The following is a 19,258-nucleotide window of genomic DNA, read 5'->3' on the forward strand; positions in this document are numbered from 1 at the left end:
CAAAACTGAGGATTAAGAAATGACCATAAATCGGAAGAAGCATAGTACGCAAACCAAAGTAAAAGTGGTATTAGACGTACTAAAAGGGGAAAAGACAAGAGCTGAAATTACCGCGAAATATGGTATTCATGCAACACAAATCAACAATTGGAAAAAAGCTGTATTAGAGGTTATTCCTGAAGCATTCTCGACTAAAAGGAAACAACAGGATAATGACCAGCAGGCTTTAGTTGACGATCTGTACAAGCAGATAGGGCAACTGGAAGTAGAGAATGATTTTCTAAAAAAAATCTATGACTCTTCCACTTGCGACTCGAAAAATGTGGATAGAGCCAGGTCATTCAGAGTTAAGTATCAGAAAGCAGTGTTGCTTGTTGAGCATCAACAGGTCAAGTTTATATTACCGACCCGTTGGCATAGATGACTATACCCTGATGCTGATGCATGAATTGGATAAACAATATACCGAAACACCCTTTTACGGTGTCTTGAAAATGACGGAGCATTTGAGATCTCAAGGGCACCAGGTCAATCCGAAGCGAGTGAGACGGTTACTAAGGCAGATGGGGCTGGAAGCGGTATATCCAAAGCCAAGACTAAGTCATGGCAACTCAGAGCATAAGATCTATCCTTATTTACTGAGGAACCTGCAGATCGAGCGATGCAATCAGGTCTGGAGTACGGATATTACCTACATCCGCATGAAGCATGGTTTTGTCTATCTGATGGCCATTATTGACTGGCATAGCCGATATGTACTTAATTGGGCGTTAAGTACGACAATGGACGCAGACTTTTGCATAGCAGCCCTTAATGAAACACTAAGTTCATCACAGTGTGAAATCTTTAATACGGGCCAGGGAAGTCAATTCACAACGAATCGATTTACAGGGCCCTTATTGGAGAAAGGAATCCGTGTTAGCATGGATGGCAGAGGCCGCGCATTGGATAATATTTTTGTTGAACGATTGTGGCGATCAGTCAAGTATGAAAAGGTCTATCTGAATGACTTTCAGACCAGGCGCGCCATGCTACCTCACGAAATTCCGGGACTCCTGTCGCCATAATTCGTTCACCTACGCAGCGGATAGGAGATGCCCTGAACGCCCTGCGTCCGCAACGACTACGCACAAAAGCCGCTTCGTCATTACTACCTCACTGGCTGGACGGCTATTCGGAATGCAATTCTTGCTCCTCTCGCGTGCTGCTAGCACACGTCGAATCAGCGAATTGCCCTGTCGCCTATCAGGGACTAAAAATCACCACTTCGCTAAGCTCCGTTTCCATGATTTTCAGCGAGTGAATGAAGCATATTTAGGGCTGAAAGACTATTTTGAATTTTACAATCACAGGCGAATTCATCAGTCCTTGGACTATCGAACGCCAGCGGAGGTTTATTATAAAAAAAACGGTCTATACGTGAGAGTCCCTGCAGGCGGACTCCATGTGGACAAAGCGTGAATTTCCTACGGAACGTGTGGATAAGCTGATGGAAAACGATAAAGCCGTTTCCCACGAACTTACCCACACTAATTCACCCTTTGACCACATTTCACCGCAGTCGGCAAAGAGTAGTATCAAAACGCCTGCGGCGCAATAATAACAAATTATTAATATAAAAAGGGAAGGGCTATCTTAACTATTTAATAAATTGGTCTGGACAATGGGGAGTATTATATAATGCGGGACGCTATAAAGTCAGACAAGCAATGGCACTGCTAGGCCTGGAAGTACGCTACCCTAAGTAGTTAAAGTGATAACTGACTCGGGGAGTCGCTATTTTTGCGAAAGCTTGTTTTGGGCATCCCAGCCCAAGCAAGCAGCAAAAACTTAACGCGACCACTTATGCCTCCGGCGGCCCCGATTCGTCCTCGTCACCTCGTCCCGACCCAACAAGGGGTCGGAACATAGGCTCCAAATGACTTGACGCCGTGTCGGATGGCCTTTTATTTTGTCTCCACCTTCGCTAACGCTCAGACTCCGACAAAACAACGGCCCTACGGCTATCGCGGACTAAAAATCTTCACTTCGCTAAAGCTCCGTTTCCCTGATTTTCAGCGAGTGACCATAATCATTCCATTTCACCGAATACGCTGAATCGTGAGTTTGAGGTGGCAGAGCCCAATAAGGTCTGGGCAACCGATATAACGTATGTGTGGACACTTGAAGGCTGGCTCTATGTAGCTGTTGTTATTGATTTATTTTCTCGACAGGTTGTGGGCTGGGCAGTTGGTGATCATATGCGAACATCATTATGTGTCAGAGCACTGCAAATGGCTTTTTGGGGAAGAAAACCCGCGCCCGGTGTATTGCACCACTCGGATAGAGGGAGCCAATATGCAAGCTATGAGTATCGTCAACACCTGAATATCATGCAAATGCAGCAGAGTATGAGTCGAAAAGGTAACTGTTGGGACAATGCACCAACAGAACGCTTTTCCGCAGCCTTAAGCATGAGGAGTTAAATGACCAAAACTTTAGAACCAAAGAAGCAGCAATCAATAGCATTATTGATGTGTAGCTTTTTATAACGGTAAACGTGCTCACTCAAAATTAGGTTATCAATCACCATTACAATTTGAGAGTGAGTTTTATACTCGATGTTCAAGTTTTTTAACTGATTGATTTTATTGATAATTTTACTGACAAAGAAAGCATCAACATCATTGTAAATCAATCACCTATAAAACAAAGCCGGAAAAATTTACTTTTCTTAGCCCAGTTATAGCTGAAAACTTGAACATCGAGTTATAGGAAAGTATCTTAAACTGAAGTTTCCCAATAATTATTTATGGTAAAATTGAAACTATGCTACAACTATATGAAAAAATAGTCTTTTCATTCGTTTCAAATGCTATTGCCTAAGGGGAATTAAGTAGGGGTTTGCTATAAACATTGCAAAACCACCTAAAATAAACCTCGATACACCAGCATTGTGTATTTCAGCTACTCAATAATTGGGAAACTTCAGTCTTAAATAGTGTCCGGTTTTTGTTGACCATTACACTTCAACCTGGCGACAGAGTTTGGGTGAAAGTACCTAGATCAGGTTTTGTGGGTGTAGGCAATGTCGTTAGCGAGGTAAAGCCGGCAAAGGAATTTTTTATAACAACCGATAAAGGTGATTCTCCCGCGTTGGGTGTCCTTAGCGAAGGAACGTATCACTGAGAGTTCGCTGATGATGAAGAAAAATGCGAGTATTTTGTATCGATAGATTGGCTTGATACGAAAGATTTGGACGGCGCGGTTCAAGAGTTTGGTATGTTTGGTAACCAAAATATTGTTTGCAAGCCAACCGCTTCAAAATGGCGGTCAACTGTTGAGCTTGGCGATATTCTCTGCAAATGTTGCCCGCAACTGAGGGGAAAGGTGGGTAGCAGAGTCCTATGGCACTTCATTAAAACGAAACCTCCACACCCATCACCACCCGGCTATTATTATCAAATTGCCCAAACACACCCTGTTGGTTACCATAAAAAATATCAGCTCCGATCCAGGTTTTAAGATTGTCTTGCCATTCATAACTGATTTTAGGGCGGATAATGCCATCGCCATTATGGATATTGCCAATCACTACAGGCGCGCCATGCTACCTCACGAAATCCCGGGACTCCTGTCGCCATAATTCGTTCACCTACGCAGCGGATGGGAGATGCCCTGAACGCCCTGCGTCCGCAACGACTACGCACAAAAGCCGCTTCGTCATTACTACCTCACTGGCTGGACGGCTATTCGGAATGCAATTCTTGCTCCTCTCGCGTGCTGCTAGCACACGTCGAATCAGCGAATTGCCCTGTCGCCTATCAGGGACTAAAAATCACCACTTCGCTAAGCTCCGTTTCCATGATTTTCAGCGGTAGAAGAAAAGAGTGTCGTTTTATTCGGTGATGAGGTGTCATTTGCTATGTGGGGTTCATTGGCACGAACCTGGGCTCCAATAGGAGAGCAACCCACAGTGAAAACATCAGGGATTCGAAAAGGGTTGAAAATGTTTGGTACGATCGAACTCGAAGGAGGGAGTTTTCAATACCGAGAATCATTGGCTTATGAGATAAAACCAAAGTCACTTAGACTTTTAAAAGAGGCTGGGCTGCCTCAAGAATTTTTAGCTATTCTTAAAAGCTTAAAAAATGAGAAATATCCAACACAGAAGCTTTTTATGGAAGCGATATATTCTATTGCCGACAACGTCTTAATCGAGAGTTATAAGCCAATGATATTACAACACGCTGAAACATCTGGGCGTTTTAATGGTGAAAGCTATGTTGAGTTTTTAACACAATTGCTGGCTTATTATAAAGGCAAGATTATTCTAATTGAAGATGGTGCCCCGTATCATGGAAGCGGTGTTATTAAGGAATTTAAGTTAGCTAATGTAGATCGTTTGACAGTAGAACGTCTCCCTGCGTTCTCGCCGGATTTTAATCCGATTGAGAAATTATGGAAAAATACGAAACGCGATTCGACTCATATGAAGTATTTTAAAACTTTTGAAGATCTTCATGATTCAGTTGTGCAAACTTTTAACACTTATATGCATGATGCCAGTAAAGTGATTTGTGTTATGCAAAAATTGCGGGAAGATTTCGTTGTTACCGCCTAAGTTTAAGCGCTCCAAATTTGGAAATTATTTATCTGAGAAACTATAGTTGTAGCATAGTTTCAATTTTACCATAAATAATTATTGGGAAACTTCAGCTAGGTTATAATATTCATTTTTATAATCGCGTAAAATCATGTCTTCTCCTAAAATTGCTCTAGTCGCCATTACCAAGCATGGCGCAAATCAAGTTGCACAACTTGCTGCAAAACTTCCCGATGCAGATATTCTAGTCGCCGATAAATTCCGTGAATTATTGCAGAATATTGATAATTCCAGTCACTTCTATAATGGACCTTTTCGCGAGCAAATTTCCGGCCTGTTTAGCAAATATGATCAAATTGTTTTTTTTGTGTCTCTGGGAGCAGTGGTACGCTTGGTCGCACCGTTTTTAAAATCAAAAGATGAAGACCCGGGCATTATTGTTGTTGATGATGCAGCTCAGTTTGTCATTCCGGTGTTATCGGGCCATGTTGGCGGCGCCAATGCCTGCGCTGAAATGCTGGCTGATTTACTGGCAGCCACTCCGGTATTAACCACCGCTTCAGATGTAGGCAAGACTATCCCTGTGGATATTTTAGGTCGTGAACTGGGCTGGCAAGTTGAAGCGCCAAAAATCAATATCACCCGTGTTTCTGCTCATGTTGTGAATGAAGAGCCGGTTGCATTTGTACAGGATGCTGGCAGCAAAAACTGGTGGACGCGTAGCAGCCCCTTACCGAAAAATATTCATTTATTCGACAGCTTTAATGATGTCGATTTAAATCAATTCAAAGCAGTATTATGGGTTACTAATCAGGAAATTACTGATGGCCTGTTGCAACAACTCAATGAAAGCCTTGTGGTCTACAGGGTTCCTGAATGAAGCTAATACAGCAGTCGTTTGATAGATAATGGTAAATCCAAAACATGACTCCAGCTCTACCCGTCAAATGCAATACAGTACTGTACTAGCTTTAGGTTTAGGCTGTGATAGGGGTACGTCATTAACTACCGTGGAAACAGCCATAACTAAAGCCCTGGATTCTGCCAATTTAAGACTTGAGAAAGTGGTGCAACTGGCCAGCATTGATAAAAAACAGGATGAAGTAGCGCTGTTAGATTTAGCTAAGAAACTTGTATTACCACTGCATTTTTACACAGCGGAACAGTTAGCAGCCGTCCCTGTTCCTAGCCCATCCGCAGTGGTAATGAAATATGTAGGCACGCCGTCGGTATCTGAAGCAGCAGCCATTTTAGCCGCAGATACCGACATGAGCGATTTACTAGTCGAAAAATACAAATACCGTGGCGCAGATGGAAAAAATGCCACAGTATCCATCGTAAGAATGAGAACAATGGCATGATCCTGTCAACCGCAGTTGATCGCTATAAATCACTGATTAGAATATAAAATGATTATTAATGCTTATCACCTATCAGGTGAAGATACCCCACTTCACAGTTTTGTGAATATATCAGCGCTCAACTGGAATTTCTAAGATGAACGGAAAAATTTATTTAGTCGGATTTGGCCCAGGCGCTGAAGAGCATATGTCATTCAAGGCCAAATCTGCCATCGCAGAATCCGATGTAGTCATTGGTTACACCACCTATATCAAGTTAGTCAAAGACTTGCTCGATGGCAAAGAGGTCATCAGAAAAGGCATGACCGAAGAAATCGACCGCTGTATCGAAGCCTATGAACAGGCAAAACTGGGTAAAACGATTGCCCTGATTTCTTCGGGAGACATCGGCGTATATGGCATGGCCGGGCCTACCTACGAAGTATTATTACAAGCCGGCTGGACACCCACTGATGATATTCAGGTAGAAATAGTCCCGGGAAGTACCGCACTTTCCGCCTGTGCATCGTTAGTGGGAGCACCATTAACGCATGACTTCTGCTCGATTTCCCTATCTGATCTATTAACGCCATGGCCAGTGATCGCCAGACGAATAGAAGCCGCAGGACACGCTGACTTCGTTATTGCTTTATATAATCCAAAAAGTGGCCGACGTACGCAGCAGATCGTTGAAGCGCAGAAAATATTATTACGTTATCGTCGCCCTGACACTCCGGTTGCCATTGTTAAATCTGCCTATCGACGTCGACAGGATATACAGCTGGTACGCCTGGATGAAATGTCTGATTGTGAAATAGGCATGCTAACCACCGTACTGATTGGTAACTCATCGACCTTTATCAAGCACGGCTTGATGATTACCCCGCGCGGATATGCCAATAAATACAGTAGTTTGACTGGCGCCGCAAAAGAAGGAGAAAAAGCAGGGATTTCCCTGACTATGGGGCTAGAAGGTTGGTATGCCTGTTTACGTCAGTATGTAGCAGATAATCCTGGGTTAACGCTGGAGAAAATAGCTGATTATTTTGGCGTAGTCGTAGGTGAAGTACTAAGTGCCATCGCCGCAGGTGAAAGCGCAGGTGAACATAAAGCCGCACGCATTCAAGCTGGCAAATTAAATGAAGTGGTTAGCGCCTGTGAAAGCTGGGGGCATTTACGTGGTATAGTGCGCGCAGAAGCGGGTGCAGTAACTGAGTTATTTCTCCGGGCAAAGGATTTTCAATTACGCGGTGACTGGTTAAATATTGAAACCGATGCATTCCATTGCCATATCAACTGGAGCAAAGTCAATGCTGCCTATCTGGCATGTCGTACAGATAAGTCCTATGGGGTGAACTTTATTGATAATAAAGGCCATCTAGTTTTCAGATTGTTACTAATGAAAGAGAATGGCGAATTTAGTGCCACAAAAATTAATGCCTATATGCAGACCTGGCAAGCGCTAATAGAGGAGCCAAACAATGACTGATAAAATTAAACCTAAAATGATGAATTATACTCGCCACCTGCTGGTCTGTGTAGGCGAGCGCTGCTCTGAAAACAGTGCAGGGCAAGCGCTGTACGATCAATTAAAAGATAAATTCAAGCAATCCGGTTTGAATGAAGGTGCATTGCGAGTCAAACGTAGCCGAGCCACCTGTTTTGGAACCTGCAAATCTGGGCCTCTTATTTGCGTACAACCGGATGGAGTCTGGTATTATGATGTTACCAGCGAAAAATTAGATCGCATTATCAAAGAACATCTGCTGGGTGGTGCGCCTGTTACCGACTACATTTATCACCAAGGGCCAGGCGCGACGATATAAAGCAACGAAGAACGAGGTTTATATGGCTAAACAAGAATATACCGGGGCTATCGCAGCCTGGAAAGATGATAGAGGCTTCGGTTTTATCCGTACCGAAAGTGACAATAAAGAAGACGATGTATTTATTCATATTTCATCACTCAATAATATGAGCCGACGTCCACGAGTCGGTGATATTATTCATTACGACTTAATCGAAGAAAACGGCAAAACCAAAGCCAGCAATGCAATTATCGAAGGTGTAGAGCCATTCCGCGATGCATCCGGTGGTTGCAATACCTTTTTAACAGTGCTGATTACGGCAATTATTGCCAGTGCCATTACCTACGGGGTGCTAACCAAAGTATTACAACCAGAAAATGACTGTAGCAATGGTTTAAGCATAGAACTTACGCAATGAACTACCTACAGGTTTTATCATCAGTGTTCCCCTATCAATTGAGGTCGTGAAACTAACCTCGCCACAAGAGAGCTCATAAAGCACTGTAAAGACATTCCTGTTATTATTGCGTTTTGAACTGCCCGAATGGTATACGAGCTGATACGAGATATTCTTGCCTGGAAAAATAATGGATTCACAAAACGATCTCGTTTTTGAGCCTGTTGCTTCCTTATCTCCAGAGCCTCGCTATATTTTTTATCCGATGGATGAATCAATTCTGGCAGTTGTGTTTTTGAAATCTCTTCAAACACGTGCATTAAATTATAGCTCATTGCAGTCAGGCGCATTTGATTTTCAAGTGAGCGGGTATTGGAAGACCAAGCTTTAGTTTCCTTGAAATTACTTTTAGTGTTATTGAATGTCTTTTCAATCGTCCATCGCTTGAAATACAGCATGGCAATGGTTCCAGGGTTAATAGTCATTGGCAAGGTTGTCACAAACCGGTGAAGTTTTCCGGTTTCTGGATCACGGTAATCCACCACGTTAAATTTGATGCCCTTGTTTTCGTACACACTGTATGCTTCAACCCCTGTATTGATCTCATGGCGGGAGTCAAAAGGGATAGACTCAACCAGAGTCGCAATTGAATTTTCTTTTAGCATTGAAATCATGTAATTAGCATGTCGTTTCTGCCGATCCCACCAGACAAAGTCGGTGACGGCTTTATCGTAGACATAGAGATGTTTCTGAGAGCTGTTATTTCCCTTGTTTTGCTTTTCAATATGATCTCGTAACACAGGTATTTCTTGATGCCTCTGAGTTCCGTTTGTCACCAGACAAAGAAATCTGAGCAACCCACTTCTGAGATTCAACGCGTAAATCCCCCCGGCCGCATAAACTTTCCCCTTGCTGTTTTTTTCAGTATGGCAGGCATGATCAATAAAATGTCCATCCGCTGCTTCTATGGTGTATTCGTCAAGTTCTGGGAATGCTTTAAGATAATCAATGCCTTGCGATAGCAGTGTTTCAGCGTGAAGATGATAGCTCTGCTGTTCAAATGCCTCAAGCATACTTGTTCGTCTATGCGACTTCAGTGATTTAAAATACGTTGAGTGGGGAAGCAGCTGGCCATAAATCTGTTCATTGGTTTGGAAGAAATGGCGACCACTATCGACTACACTGATACAGCGTAATAACCCAAGGCGAATAAAGTCGATATCCTTCAACTCTGGGCATGAACGAGACCACAAAGGATGACGCTCTGCTAACAGGGCACGTTCCATACTTTCATTGCAGTGTTGGTGAATATGTTCAGAGAGTGGTAGGTCTTTAAGCATGGGTGATATCCGTTTATGAGGTGATTAAAACGGAAATTTTTAGAAAATTTCTTCGGCAATTGCAAGCTTTATTTGAAATTATTTGTTGTTTTTTTACGGTGCCTACAGAGTGTCTATTTGCTGTTATAAGTGATTAAAATCAAAAAGATGGAAATATTCGAGTGGTGCTACATTCAGGTAGGTTATAGGCTGCTTTGTTTAGGTACTTCTTCTTTCAATGGGAACACTGATGGGTTTTATAGCAAAATCAATTAGGATTGAGGATTAAATAAAACCCGAATCCTGTAGGATGAGCTGAGGTACGAAGCGCATCACACAATGGTGCGCTTCGTACCTCAGCACACCCTACATAATATAGTTTCGGATATTAATAAATCCTGGTTCCTTAACAAGGGTGGGCATGGCTCACCCTTTCCCCTCACCTCGATACAACATGAATCTCTACTTTTCCCACGTTATTATTCCTATCACTCGATGTTCAAGTTTTTGATATTGAGAAGGTAAAATCAGGTATTCTGAGGTTGTTGTAATTTTATCGGTGTAATCCCATGTTAATGAATGCCCCAGCCACCTTTATCCAAAGCTATATTGACGATTTAAATGATGCGCTCAATCAGCTAAAACCCGGAGCCGCTTTGACACGGATTCAAGCCGCTTGGTTGGGCACTTGTTTAACGGGCATACTGCTAATGAACTCTGTTTGCTGGGCTAAGTTTGAGCGAGCAAGCCTTGGAGATTGCAAAGTAGCCGCATTATCCTGGGTGTTTCGTAAAGCAAGTATACCCTGGGACTGGTTGCTACGGGTGAGTGTGGTCTTAATTTTAAAACGTTATGGCATTACTGAAGGTGTGTTGGCCTTTGATGAATCAGACCGAGCACGATCTAAGTCTACAAAACGTATTTATAAGGTTCACAAGCAGAAACACAAAGGCTCCGGCGGGTATGTTAATGGACAAACGATAGTATTATTGCTGCTAGTTACCTCATCCATTACAGTGCCTGTCGGTTTTTTCTTTTATATGCCGGATCCAGCCTTAAAGCAGTGGGATAAAGAAGATAAACGGTTGAAAAAGAGCGGTATAGCAAAAAAAGATCGGCCTATTAAGCCTGAACGTGACAGTGCCTACCCGACCAAAACAGAGATTGCATTAGGCTTATTAAAAGAGTTTAAAGTTGCGCATAGCCTGATTAAAATTGTAACTACTCAGCGTACGCTTAAAATCAGGGAAACGGAGCCTAAGCGGAGTGATGATTTTTAGTCTCTGGTAGGCGACAGGGCAATTCGCTGATCCGAAGTGCGCTAGTAGCGCGCGAGGGAGGCAAGAATTGCATTCCGAATAGCCGTCCAGCCATTTGAGGTAGACTTAACTGAGCAGGGTTTTGTGCGTAGTTGAGTAGTTGAGACGGACGCAGGGCGACCAGGGCATCTCCCATTCGCTGCGTAGGCGAATGAATGTTGGTGACAGGAGTCCCAGAATGTTGTGAGGTAGCATGGCGCGCCTGAATAATTAAAAAAGTTCTTGACAGGGTTTTAGTCTGGTTTTTGTGATTTTTAGTAAACTGCCCAACAGTCGATTAATCCACGCTTTATTGCTTCTATCGCTATAGTCATCACAAAATGTCCCCTTAAACATCTACGACCTCGAAGAACTTTTTTATTCGCCTTACAATCGCTTAAAACAAGGAAAATTCGGGATTTAAAACCCATGAGATAATAAGCCTGTCCTTAAAGCAATACAGGTTACCCTTTGAAAATAGACTTCATCGATGTTGATTCCGCAATCAGTCATGCCAAACAGTTACTTGAAACTGAGCGTGATATATCGCCTGCGCTAAAATCAGCACTGGAAGTGATTCTATTATTAGTCACGGTATTACTCAATCGAGTGACACTGAACAGCAAAAATAGCAGTAAACCACCTGCAAGTGATCCCAAACGTAAAAAAGGGAATCGAAAAAAATCAGATAAGCCTTCTGGCGGACAAAAATCGCATGTCGGCACGACACTTCAAAAAATAGATGACCCGGATGAAATCGAGATCATTACCATTGATCGCCGTACCTTGCCAAAAGGGCGATACACGGCAGATGGCTTTGAAACACGCCAGGTATTCGATATTGATATCTCAAGGGTAGTGACAGAATACCAGGCGCAACGGTTGATAAATGGAAAAGGTCAGTGTTTTATCGCTCCTTTTCCAGATGAGGTTACTAAGGCTGCGCAATATGGTAATGGGATAAAAGCCCATGTGGTTTATCTTTCGCAATATCAGTTATTGCCCTACAACCGAATACAGGAGTATTTCGCTGATCAATTAGGTATGCCGATTAGTGAAGGTTCTATCTATAATTTCAATGAACTGGCCTATGAGAAGTTGGCTGGGTTTGAAACTATCAGTAAAGAACACTTAGTCGAATCAGCGTGCATTCATGCGGATGAAACAGGCATTAATATTAATGGTAAGCGCCATTGGCTACATGGGGCCTCCAATGTTCAGTGGACACACTTCTTTCCCCATGCCAAACGTGGCACAGAGGCAATGAATGACATTGGTATTTTACCCCATTTTCATGGGATTTTATGTCATGATCATTGGAAGCCCTACTATAAATATGATTGTACTCATTCGCTTTGTAATGCACATCATTTGAGGGAATTAACGCGCGCCTAGGAGCAGGATAAACAGGAGTGGGCGCTTGAAATGAAACGACTACTTGAAAAAATGAATGATGCCGTCAATGAAGCAGGTGGCATGCTACTACATAAAGAAGCAGAAAAATGGAAGGTACAATACAGAGAATTACTTGGCAAAGCGGAGATCGAATGCCCACCACCCGATAAGCCTAAAGAAGTAAAACGGGAGCGAATAAAACGCAGTAAAGCTAGAAACTTACTGGAAAGGCTGATTAATTATGAAGAGGATGTCTTGCGCTTCATGACAAATACCTGGGTGCCATTTACCAATAATGCCGCAGAAAATTCGATTCGGATGACCAAGGTTCAACAGAAAATATCCGGCTGCTTTCGTAGTACCAAGGGTGCAGAGATATTTTGTCGTGTCAGAGGGTATTTATCAACGTGCCGTAAACAAGGTCTAAGTGCAACTCAGGCAATGACCTTGGTCTTTGAGGGAAAGTTACCTGAATTTGCTTTATAATTTCATTGAACTACTCAGCTTCGCTGAGTAGTTACTTAAAATTAAAGGCGTACTGGCTGATGCGCTGTATGGTGAAAAGCCTTTATGGACGAAGCCGCTAAAGAATCTGGAGGCTCGCAGGTGATTAGCCAATTAAGTAAAAACCAAAATATTGAATATAGAGGTAGAATAAGGTCAGTCGAGAGCTACTTTAATTCGATTAACAAAGGCATTGATCAGATAATACGTGTACGTGGCGGAAAAGAGATTAAAGTGACTGTCAGCAGTGCACGATTAAAGGTGAGTTCTCACAGTAAAAAACGCTTTGTCATTGCCTTAAAATATGACGGTGAAAACGACTATCGCTATTTAGTGGCGACAGACCTGACTTGGCGCACACAAGATATTATTCAAGCCTATACGTTGAGATGGCTGATTGAGGTTTTCTTTGAGGACTGGAAGCTTTATGAAGGATGGGGGCGTGAGGCCAAACAATTAGATGAAGAGGGATCAAGCCGTGGCCTGATTCTGAGTCTTTTGTTTGACCATTGCCTTCTCCTTCACCCAGAGCAAATAGCCCGCATTGAAAGCAAACTACCTGCGTATACCGTAGGAAGCTTACAGCGCAAGTCTCAAATGGATGTACTGCTTGAGTTCATCACGTCATTGCTAGAGTTTCCAGATCCTGGTGATAAGCTGAAAGAGTTAGGTGAATTAATAAAGGATGTGTTTCAACTGATGCCATCAGGAAAACATATGATTGGCAGAGATTTAGGGCGCTTAGCCCATCTTCGTCACTATTGATGATGTAGTTGTTATAAATCAATTGGTTGAAATTTTAAAAAGTAGCCAGTTGGCACTACAGATTTTGTGTTTTTGTATAAAACGTTGGATTTTTTAGAGTATTTTTGTCGCATGTAAATTACACTCAAATAATGATGATTTTTTTGACAAAAGTCAATGAATTTATCGACAAAAATAATATAAATGGCACTACAAAACTTTCAAAAAAAACACCATTGATTTTAAAGAGAATTTTTCGACAAAAAATCGCTTAAACCGATGAATCAATGGCTTAGAAAGATGAAAGTGACGAAGATGGGTTAGGGCCAACAGCATCATTAAAGTATTGTTCTGCTGGGTGAAGGTAAGAGTTTGATGGCAATGGGATGGAAAAACTTGAACATCGAGTATCAGCTCGTATACCATTCGAGCAGTTCAAAACGCAATAATAACAGGAATGTCTTTACAGTGCTTTATGAGCTCTCTTGTGGCGAGGTTAGTTTCACGGCCTCAATTGATAGGGGAACACTGATGATTTGGGTAGCTTGTGGCCGAATACTATCGGCAGTGGTGATCAAACGCTGCTCTGGGCTCTACAACACACAGGTGCGATCAGCCTGCTGATTTTATTGTTTTTTATGCGTATCGGCACCACGATACTTAGCTACAGCTCTGGCGCTCCCGGAGGTATTTTTGCGCCGATGCTGGCATTAGGTACGCTGCTTGAAATCTGGTACGGGCATTATGTCAATGTCTATTTCCCCGGGCTCGATTTACAACCGGGGTTGTTTGCAATTGCAGGCATGGGTGCGCTATTTTCTGCAACCGTCAGAGCGCCGCTCACCGGCATTGCCTTAAGCATAGAGTTAACCAATAACTACTCGCTCATTTTGCCGTTAATACTAACCGTCGCTACCGCCACCGTGACTGCGGAATTATTAGGCGGCAAGCCGATTTACAGTATTTTATTGCAGCGTACGCTTAAACCTAAAAACCGCAGTTGACCGCCCAAACACCATAAATGACTGAATGTCAAATACAATGAATGTAAATACTTATCACCTGCTGAGTGAATATACCTCGCTTCACGGTTTTGTGAATAAATCTGAGAACAAAATACTGCGTTACAGCTCTTGCCAAGGGCTACAGCCATTGCCTGCGAGCTGTGCCTTGTCTTTCGCACTCAGATTCTCCACAAAATCCGCGCTCAACTGCGGTTTCTAGGTTATAAAATCAGCAGGATAGCAATATGTCTCAAGAACGCGCAGAGTGTGGAAACTTACCTAAGTTATTGCAGCAATTAGGTGCGGATCTGGATCAGTATCTGCGCTTTGAGCATCACGATGCCATGAGCAATGAATACAGCTGGAAAGCAGCTCTAGGTGGATCTTTACCACAGCAAGGAATAGCTTGCGAGCAATTGCTTGAAATCATGGGTAAGCACTTGATTCCCAATGGCTCTCAAGTCCCAAAACCGGGCTGCACTTCTTTTATTACGACTGGTGCCACCTCAATAGGCGTACTAGCCAGTTTGAGTGGAACAGTTGCAGCACCACAACGTGTAGGCCTGACCGCATTTAACTACCTTGAAGATCTATCCCTGCAATGGATGGCAGAGATGTTTGAGCTGCCATCTGCAATGAAAGGTATCTATAGTAGTGGAGGCTCAGTAGCTAATTTAGTCGCTCTGGGAGCTGCCAGGCAGTGGGCATTTGAACAGCTGGGCATTAATGTAGCTGAAGATGGTATACCAAGAGCTTGCCGGGTTTATGTCAGTAGCGCATGTCATCGCACCATACATCGCGCAGCAGCAGTATTGGGCATGGGACGATCTGCTCTAGTGACCATTGCTACTGATAAAAACGGACGCTTATCCCCACAGGCATTACGTCAGCAACTACAAGCCGATATTAACAAGGGATTTGTATCCGTTGCAGTGGTCGCCAGTGCAGGAACAACAGATACTGGTGCAATTGACCCCTTGTGCGAAATTGGCGAGATTGCGGCAGATTATCAAACCTGGTTTCATATCGATGGTGCCTATGGCTTACCCGGCATCCTCGATCCTCGTATTCGGCATTTATACGACGGTTTATCACTCGCTGATTCGGTGATTGTTGACCCACACAAATGGCTAGGCGCTCCTGTGGGCATAGGTGCAACTTATGTGCGTGACCGGAGCATTTTATATCGCGCCTTTAGCCAGGGAGCTGCGGATTATCTTGAAGGTGCTTGCCATGACGATAATATTCAAAACTCCATGCACAGTATGGGCGTACCCTACCATGATTTTGGCGTAGAGCTATCTGCACCGTCGCGCGGTGCAGTAGTCTGGGCGCTTATTCGCGAAATCGGTAAAGTAGGGATGCAGGAACGTATTTGTCGTCACAATGATATGGCGCAGCTTGTGGCAGATCTGGCTCACAAACACCCTGATCTGGAAGTGGTACAAGAGCCTACATTATCAATTTGTTGCTTTCGTTATATCAGCCCTCACATGCCAGACCTTAACGCCCTGAATAAGCAGATCCACCGCCAGTTAGTCCAAGAAGGGAACTGCATTCCCAGTACCACTATAATAAATGGCATATTAGTGATTCGTCCCTGTTTTGTCGGGGCTAGAACCACAGAAAAACATGCAAGAGAATTGGTAGATGCTGTTGTAAAAGCAGGCAATAAGCTGCTAGCAAATACAAGTAGCTGTTAATGCTATGCTACGCGTGGCTATGCGAAGTATAGTAAATAACATATTCCTTTTACACAATCAGGACTCCAAAAACTTTATTATGCAATGTATTTACGACGCCAGCGACCTGATTGAAGCGCATATTGTCAAAGGTATGCTTGAACAGCAAAATATTGACTTCTATATCGGTGGCTATTATTTACAAGGTGGTATCGGTGAATTACCGGCTTCCGGCAATGTATCTTTATGGGTTGCCGATGAAAAAATTGTGCAGGCTTATGAAATCATAAAGGCATATGATAGCAATTCTTTTATCAATAGCTGATTTAACCTAGAAGCCGGATATATACTTCGCGCGGTCACGGATGCGGAATTTATAGTGCACTGATTTTTGTCGAGAGCAAGGCGCTAAAATAGGCGCATAGCTGGCTACGCAACTTATGTGGACTCCCCCGTGTCACTCGATGTTCAAGTTTTTGATATTGAGAAGGTAAAATCAGGTATTCTGAGGTTGTTGTAATTTTATCGGTGTAAGCCCATGTTAATGAATGCCCCAGCCACCTTTATCCAAAGCTATATTGACGATTTAAATGATGCGCTCAATCAGCTAAAACCCGGAGCCGCTTTGACACGGATTCAAGCCGTTTGGTTGGGCACTTGTTTAACGGGCATACTGCTAATGAACTCTGTTTGCTGGGCTAAGTTTGAGCGAGCAAGCCTTGGAGATTGCAAAGTAGCCGCATTATCCTGGGTGTTTCGTAAAGCAAGTATACCCTGGGACTGGTTGCTACGGGTGAGTGTGGTCTTAATTTTAAAACGTTATGGCATTACTGAAGGTGTGTTGGCCTTTGATGAATCAGACCGAGCACGATCTAAGCCTACAAAACGTATTTATAAGGTTTACAAGCAGAAACACAAAGGCTCCCGCGGGTATGTTAATGGACAAACGATAGTATTATTGCTGCTAGTTACCTCATCCATTACAGTGCCTGTCGGTTTTTTCTTTTATATGCCGGATCCAGCCTTAAAGCAGTGGGATAAAGAAGATAAACGGTTGAAAAAGAGCGGTATAGCAAAAAAAGATCGGCCTATTAAGCCTGAACGTGACAGTGCCTACCCGACCAAAACAGAGATTGCATTAGGCTTATTAAAAGAGTTTAAAGTTGCGCATAGCCTTATTAAAATTAAAGGCGTACTGGCTGATGCGCTGTATGGTGAAAAAGCCTTTATGGACGAAGCCGCTAAAGAATCTGGAGGCTCGCAGGTGATTAGCCAATTACGTAAAAACCAAAATATTGAATATAGAGCATCAGTGTTCCCATTGAAAGAAGAAGTACCTAAACAAAGCAGCCTATAACCTACCTGAAGGTAGCACCACTCGAATATTTTCATCTTTTTGATTTTAATCACATCATAAACGGATATCACCCATGCTTAAAGACCTACCACTCTCTGAACATATTCACCAACACTGCAATGAAAGTATGGAACGTGCCCTGTTAGCAGAGCGTCATCCTTTGTGGGCTCGTTCATGCCCAGAGTTGAAGGATATCGACTTTATTCGCCTTGGGTTATTACGCTGTATCAGTGTAGTCGATAGTGGTCGTCATTTCCTCCAAACCAATGAACAGATTTATGGCCAGCTGCTTCCCCACTCAACGTATTTTAAATCACTGAAGTCGCATAGACGAACAAGTATGCTTGAGGCATTTGAACAGCAGAGCTATCATCTTCACGCTGAAACACTGCTATCGCAAGGCATTGATTATCTTAAAGAATTCCCGGAACTTGACGAATACACCATAGAAGCAGCGGATGGACATTTTATTGATCATGCCTGCCATACTGAAAAAAAACAGCAAGGGGAAAGTTTATGCGGCCGGGGGGATTTACGCGTTGAATCTCAGAAGTGGTTTGCTCAGATTTCTTTGTCTGGTGACAAGCGGAACTCAGAGACATCAAGAAATACCTGTGTTACGAGATCATATTGAAAAGCAAAACAAGGGAAATAACAGCTCTCAGAAACATCTCTATGTCTACGATAAAGCCGTCACCGACTTTATCTGGTGGGATCGGCAGAAACGACATGCTAATTACATGATTTCAATGCTAAAAGAAAATTCAATTGCGACTCTGGTTGAGTCTATCCCTTTTGACTCCCAGCATGAGATCAATACAGGAGTTGAAGCATACAGTGTGTACGAAAACAAGGGCATCAAATTTAACGTGGTGGATTTCCGTGGTCCAGAAACCGGAAAACTTCACCGGTTTGTGACAACCTTGCCAATGACTATTAACCCTGGAACCATTGCCATGCTGTATTTCAAGCGATGGACGATTGAAAAGACATTCAATAACACTAAAAGTAATTTCAAGGAAACTAAAGCTTGGTCTTCCAATACCCGCTCACTTGAAAATCAAATGCGCCTGACTGCAATGAGCTATAATTTAATGCGCGTGTTTGAAGAGATTTCAAAAACACAACCGCCAGAATTGATTCATCCATCGGATAAAAAATATAGCGAGGCTCTGGAGATTAGGCAGCAACAGGCGCAAAAAAGAGATCGTTTTGTGAATCCATTATTTTTCCAGGCAAGAATATCTCGTATCAGCTCGTATACCATTCGAGCAGTTCAAAACGCAATAATAACAGGAATGTCTTTACAGTGCTTTATGAGCTCTCTTGTGGCGAGGTTAGTTTCACGGCCTCAATTGATAGGGGAACACTGATGATATAGAGGTAGAATAAGGTCAGTCGAGAGCTACTTTAATTCGATTAACAAAGGCATTGATCAGATAATACGTGTACGTGGCGGCAAAGAGATTAAAGTGACTGTCAGCAGTGCACAATTAAAGGTGAGTTCTCACAGTAAAAAACGCTTTGTCATTGCCTTAAAATATGACGGTGAAAACTACTATCGCTATTTAGTGGCGACAGACCTGACTTGGCGCACACAAGATATTATTCAAGCCTATACGTTGAGATGGCTGATTAAGGTTTTCTTTGAGGACTGGAAGCTTTATGAAGGATGGGGGCGTGAAGCCAAACAATTACAGGCGCGCCATGCTACCTCACGAAATTCCGGGACTCCTGTCGCCGTAATTCGTTCACCTACGCAGCGAATAGGAGATGCTCCAGCCGCCCTGCGTCCGCCACAGACTGAGCACAAAGCAGCTCAGTC

24 protein-coding genes and 3 pseudogenes are annotated in these 19,258 nt (G+C 43.1%); 21 read left to right on the plus strand and 6 right to left on the minus strand.

Going from position 1 to position 19,258, the window contains the following annotated elements; genetic code table 11:
• Positions 1 to 19 precede the first annotated feature (19 nt).
• Positions 20 to 1,019: pseudogene (locus K6984_RS30645) on the plus strand (IS3 family transposase); the annotation flags it as partial.
• Here the strand turns inward: K6984_RS30645 and K6984_RS30650 are convergent.
• The gene (locus tag K6984_RS30650; protein ID WP_230987924.1) at positions 982 to 1,131 is read right to left on the minus strand and encodes a hypothetical protein; all 150 of its coding nucleotides are present in this window, start codon (positions 1,129 to 1,131) and stop codon (positions 982 to 984) included. The pseudogene K6984_RS30645 and the gene K6984_RS30650 overlap by 38 nt on opposite strands.
• A gap of 159 nt (positions 1,132 to 1,290) precedes the next feature.
• Here K6984_RS30650 and K6984_RS05585 point away from each other — a divergent pair.
• The 4 genes and pseudogenes from K6984_RS05585 to K6984_RS36010 form a co-directional block, all read left to right on the plus strand.
• Positions 1,291 to 1,461 (plus strand): annotated as a pseudogene (locus tag K6984_RS05585) (integrase core domain-containing protein); the annotation flags it as partial.
• 321 nt (positions 1,462 to 1,782) lie between these two features.
• Positions 1,783 to 1,911: a hypothetical protein gene (locus tag K6984_RS32670; protein ID WP_263458596.1), complete on the plus strand. Its 129-nt coding sequence runs from the start codon at positions 1,783 to 1,785 to the stop codon at positions 1,909 to 1,911.
• A gap of 27 nt (positions 1,912 to 1,938) precedes the next feature.
• A complete protein-coding gene (locus tag K6984_RS05590; protein ID WP_221894607.1) occupies positions 1,939 to 2,097 on the plus strand; it encodes a hypothetical protein in 159 nt (52 codons plus the stop codon).
• 14 nt (positions 2,098 to 2,111) lie between these two features.
• Entirely contained in the window at positions 2,112 to 2,465 is a 354-nt protein-coding gene (locus tag K6984_RS36010) for an IS3 family transposase (protein ID WP_420831646.1), read from the plus strand.
• Positions 2,466 to 3,397: 932 nt separating this feature from the next.
• Here K6984_RS36010 and K6984_RS05600 read toward each other — a convergent pair.
• Positions 3,398 to 3,574: a hypothetical protein gene (locus K6984_RS05600; protein ID WP_221894608.1), complete on the minus strand. Its 177-nt coding sequence runs from the start codon at positions 3,572 to 3,574 to the stop codon at positions 3,398 to 3,400.
• Positions 3,555 to 3,689 carry a hypothetical protein gene (locus K6984_RS32675; RefSeq protein WP_263458657.1) on the minus strand — a complete coding sequence of 45 codons (135 nt, stop codon included), beginning with the start codon at positions 3,687 to 3,689 and terminating at the stop codon, positions 3,555 to 3,557. The genes K6984_RS05600 and K6984_RS32675 overlap by 20 nt, the downstream gene beginning before the upstream one ends.
• Here K6984_RS32675 and K6984_RS05605 point away from each other — a divergent pair.
• The 7 genes from K6984_RS05605 to K6984_RS05635 all read left to right on the plus strand — a co-directional run bounded on the left by K6984_RS05605 (position 3,646) and on the right by K6984_RS05635 (position 8,151).
• Positions 3,646 to 3,888, plus strand: coding sequence for a hypothetical protein (locus K6984_RS05605; RefSeq protein WP_221894609.1), 243 nt, complete (start codon positions 3,646 to 3,648; stop codon positions 3,886 to 3,888). The two genes, K6984_RS32675 and K6984_RS05605, sit on opposite strands and share 44 nt — an antisense overlap.
• A 4-nt stretch (positions 3,889 to 3,892) precedes the next feature.
• A complete protein-coding gene (locus K6984_RS05610) occupies positions 3,893 to 4,603 on the plus strand; it encodes a transposase (RefSeq protein ID WP_221894610.1) in 711 nt (236 codons plus the stop codon).
• A gap of 133 nt (positions 4,604 to 4,736) precedes the next feature.
• The gene (locus K6984_RS05615; protein WP_221894611.1) at positions 4,737 to 5,465 is read left to right on the plus strand and encodes a cobalamin biosynthesis central domain-containing protein; all 729 of its coding nucleotides are present in this window, start codon (positions 4,737 to 4,739) and stop codon (positions 5,463 to 5,465) included.
• Positions 5,466 to 5,493: 28 nt separating this feature from the next.
• Positions 5,494 to 5,946 (plus strand): cobalamin biosynthesis protein, encoded by a 453-nt coding sequence (locus tag K6984_RS05620; RefSeq protein WP_230987925.1) that lies wholly within the window; start codon positions 5,494 to 5,496, stop codon positions 5,944 to 5,946.
• A 136-nt stretch (positions 5,947 to 6,082) separates the two neighbouring features.
• On the plus strand, positions 6,083 to 7,414 hold the full coding sequence (gene cobJ, locus K6984_RS05625; protein ID WP_221894612.1) for a precorrin-3B C(17)-methyltransferase: 1,332 nt from the start codon (positions 6,083 to 6,085) through the stop codon (positions 7,412 to 7,414).
• The gene (locus K6984_RS05630; RefSeq protein WP_221894613.1) at positions 7,407 to 7,751 is read left to right on the plus strand and encodes a (2Fe-2S) ferredoxin domain-containing protein; all 345 of its coding nucleotides are present in this window, start codon (positions 7,407 to 7,409) and stop codon (positions 7,749 to 7,751) included. The genes cobJ and K6984_RS05630 overlap by 8 nt, the downstream gene beginning before the upstream one ends.
• A gap of 22 nt (positions 7,752 to 7,773) precedes the next feature.
• Complete coding sequence (locus K6984_RS05635) at positions 7,774 to 8,151, plus strand: cold shock domain-containing protein (RefSeq protein WP_221894614.1); 378 nt, start codon at positions 7,774 to 7,776, stop codon at positions 8,149 to 8,151.
• Positions 8,152 to 8,171: 20 nt separating this feature from the next.
• Here the strand turns inward: K6984_RS05635 and K6984_RS05640 are convergent, their stop codons facing one another.
• Complete coding sequence (locus K6984_RS05640; protein ID WP_221894615.1) at positions 8,172 to 9,470, minus strand: transposase; 1,299 nt, start codon at positions 9,468 to 9,470, stop codon at positions 8,172 to 8,174.
• Between the two features lie 548 nt (positions 9,471 to 10,018).
• On the opposite strand from K6984_RS05640, the gene K6984_RS05645 reads away from it, so the two are divergent.
• Positions 10,019 to 10,729 (plus strand): transposase, encoded by a 711-nt coding sequence (locus K6984_RS05645; protein ID WP_221894616.1) that lies wholly within the window; start codon positions 10,019 to 10,021, stop codon positions 10,727 to 10,729.
• Here K6984_RS05645 and K6984_RS05650 read toward each other — a convergent pair.
• On the minus strand, positions 10,707 to 10,904 hold the full coding sequence (locus K6984_RS05650) for a hypothetical protein (RefSeq protein ID WP_221894617.1): 198 nt from the start codon (positions 10,902 to 10,904) through the stop codon (positions 10,707 to 10,709). The genes K6984_RS05645 and K6984_RS05650 overlap by 23 nt on opposite strands.
• Positions 10,905 to 11,218: 314 nt before the next feature.
• On the opposite strand from K6984_RS05650, the pseudogene tnpC reads away from it, so the two are divergent.
• From tnpC to K6984_RS05685, 8 genes and pseudogenes are all read left to right on the plus strand, one after another.
• Positions 11,219 to 12,628: pseudogene (gene tnpC, locus K6984_RS05655) on the plus strand (IS66 family transposase).
• Positions 12,629 to 12,712: 84 nt separating this feature from the next.
• A complete protein-coding gene (locus K6984_RS05660) occupies positions 12,713 to 13,411 on the plus strand; it encodes a hypothetical protein (RefSeq protein WP_230987926.1) in 699 nt (232 codons plus the stop codon).
• 524 nt (positions 13,412 to 13,935) lie between these two features.
• Positions 13,936 to 14,394, plus strand: coding sequence for a chloride channel protein (locus K6984_RS05665; RefSeq protein ID WP_230987927.1), 459 nt, complete (start codon positions 13,936 to 13,938; stop codon positions 14,392 to 14,394).
• Positions 14,395 to 14,639: 245 nt separating this feature from the next.
• Positions 14,640 to 16,097, plus strand: coding sequence for a pyridoxal phosphate-dependent decarboxylase family protein (locus K6984_RS05670; RefSeq protein WP_221894619.1), 1,458 nt, complete (start codon positions 14,640 to 14,642; stop codon positions 16,095 to 16,097).
• A gap of 79 nt (positions 16,098 to 16,176) precedes the next feature.
• Complete coding sequence (locus K6984_RS30655) at positions 16,177 to 16,401, plus strand: putative signal transducing protein (RefSeq protein WP_263458666.1); 225 nt, start codon at positions 16,177 to 16,179, stop codon at positions 16,399 to 16,401.
• A 213-nt stretch (positions 16,402 to 16,614) separates the two neighbouring features.
• Complete coding sequence (locus K6984_RS05680; RefSeq protein WP_221894621.1) at positions 16,615 to 17,433, plus strand: transposase; 819 nt, start codon at positions 16,615 to 16,617, stop codon at positions 17,431 to 17,433.
• Between the two features lie 73 nt (positions 17,434 to 17,506).
• Positions 17,507 to 18,067 (plus strand): hypothetical protein, encoded by a 561-nt coding sequence (locus tag K6984_RS30660; RefSeq protein WP_230987929.1) that lies wholly within the window; start codon positions 17,507 to 17,509, stop codon positions 18,065 to 18,067.
• A complete protein-coding gene (locus tag K6984_RS05685) occupies positions 18,012 to 18,806 on the plus strand; it encodes a transposase (RefSeq protein ID WP_338024462.1) in 795 nt (264 codons plus the stop codon). The genes K6984_RS30660 and K6984_RS05685 overlap by 56 nt, the downstream gene beginning before the upstream one ends.
• A gap of 290 nt (positions 18,807 to 19,096) precedes the next feature.
• Here K6984_RS05685 and K6984_RS05690 read toward each other — a convergent pair whose 3' ends face one another.
• The gene (locus K6984_RS05690; RefSeq protein WP_221894623.1) at positions 19,097 to 19,246 is read right to left on the minus strand and encodes a hypothetical protein; all 150 of its coding nucleotides are present in this window, start codon (positions 19,244 to 19,246) and stop codon (positions 19,097 to 19,099) included.
• Positions 19,247 to 19,258 lie beyond the last annotated feature (12 nt).

Source organism: Bathymodiolus japonicus methanotrophic gill symbiont (assembly GCF_019721995.1).
Classification (GTDB): Bacteria; Pseudomonadota; Gammaproteobacteria; order Methylococcales; family Methylomonadaceae; genus Methyloprofundus.

Excerpts from the sequence above, each read along its gene's own strand:
- K6984_RS05590 (WP_221894607.1), top strand. The coding sequence starts at position 1,939 with ATGGCCTTTTATTTTGTCTCCACCTTCGCTAACGCTCAGACTCCGACA.
- K6984_RS05605 (WP_221894609.1), top strand. The coding sequence starts at position 3,646 with ATGGGAGATGCCCTGAACGCCCTGCGTCCGCAACGACTACGCACAAAA.
- K6984_RS05615 (WP_221894611.1), top strand. The coding sequence starts at position 4,737 with ATGTCTTCTCCTAAAATTGCTCTAGTCGCCATTACCAAGCATGGCGCA.
- K6984_RS05620 (WP_230987925.1), top strand. The coding sequence starts at position 5,494 with ATGGTAAATCCAAAACATGACTCCAGCTCTACCCGTCAAATGCAATAC.
- cobJ (WP_221894612.1), top strand. The coding sequence starts at position 6,083 with ATGAACGGAAAAATTTATTTAGTCGGATTTGGCCCAGGCGCTGAAGAG.
- K6984_RS05630 (WP_221894613.1), top strand. The coding sequence starts at position 7,407 with ATGACTGATAAAATTAAACCTAAAATGATGAATTATACTCGCCACCTG.
- K6984_RS05635 (WP_221894614.1), top strand. The coding sequence starts at position 7,774 with ATGGCTAAACAAGAATATACCGGGGCTATCGCAGCCTGGAAAGATGAT.
- K6984_RS05640 (WP_221894615.1), bottom strand. The coding sequence starts at position 9,470 with ATGCTTAAAGACCTACCACTCTCTGAACATATTCACCAACACTGCAAT.
- K6984_RS05645 (WP_221894616.1), top strand. The coding sequence starts at position 10,019 with ATGTTAATGAATGCCCCAGCCACCTTTATCCAAAGCTATATTGACGAT.
- K6984_RS05650 (WP_221894617.1), bottom strand. The coding sequence starts at position 10,904 with ATGGGAGATGCCCTGGTCGCCCTGCGTCCGTCTCAACTACTCAACTAC.
- K6984_RS05660 (WP_230987926.1), top strand. The coding sequence starts at position 12,713 with ATGGACGAAGCCGCTAAAGAATCTGGAGGCTCGCAGGTGATTAGCCAA.
- K6984_RS05670 (WP_221894619.1), top strand. The coding sequence starts at position 14,640 with ATGTCTCAAGAACGCGCAGAGTGTGGAAACTTACCTAAGTTATTGCAG.
- K6984_RS30655 (WP_263458666.1), top strand. The coding sequence starts at position 16,177 with ATGCAATGTATTTACGACGCCAGCGACCTGATTGAAGCGCATATTGTC.
- K6984_RS05680 (WP_221894621.1), top strand. The coding sequence starts at position 16,615 with ATGTTAATGAATGCCCCAGCCACCTTTATCCAAAGCTATATTGACGAT.
- K6984_RS30660 (WP_230987929.1), top strand. The coding sequence starts at position 17,507 with ATGCTTAAAGACCTACCACTCTCTGAACATATTCACCAACACTGCAAT.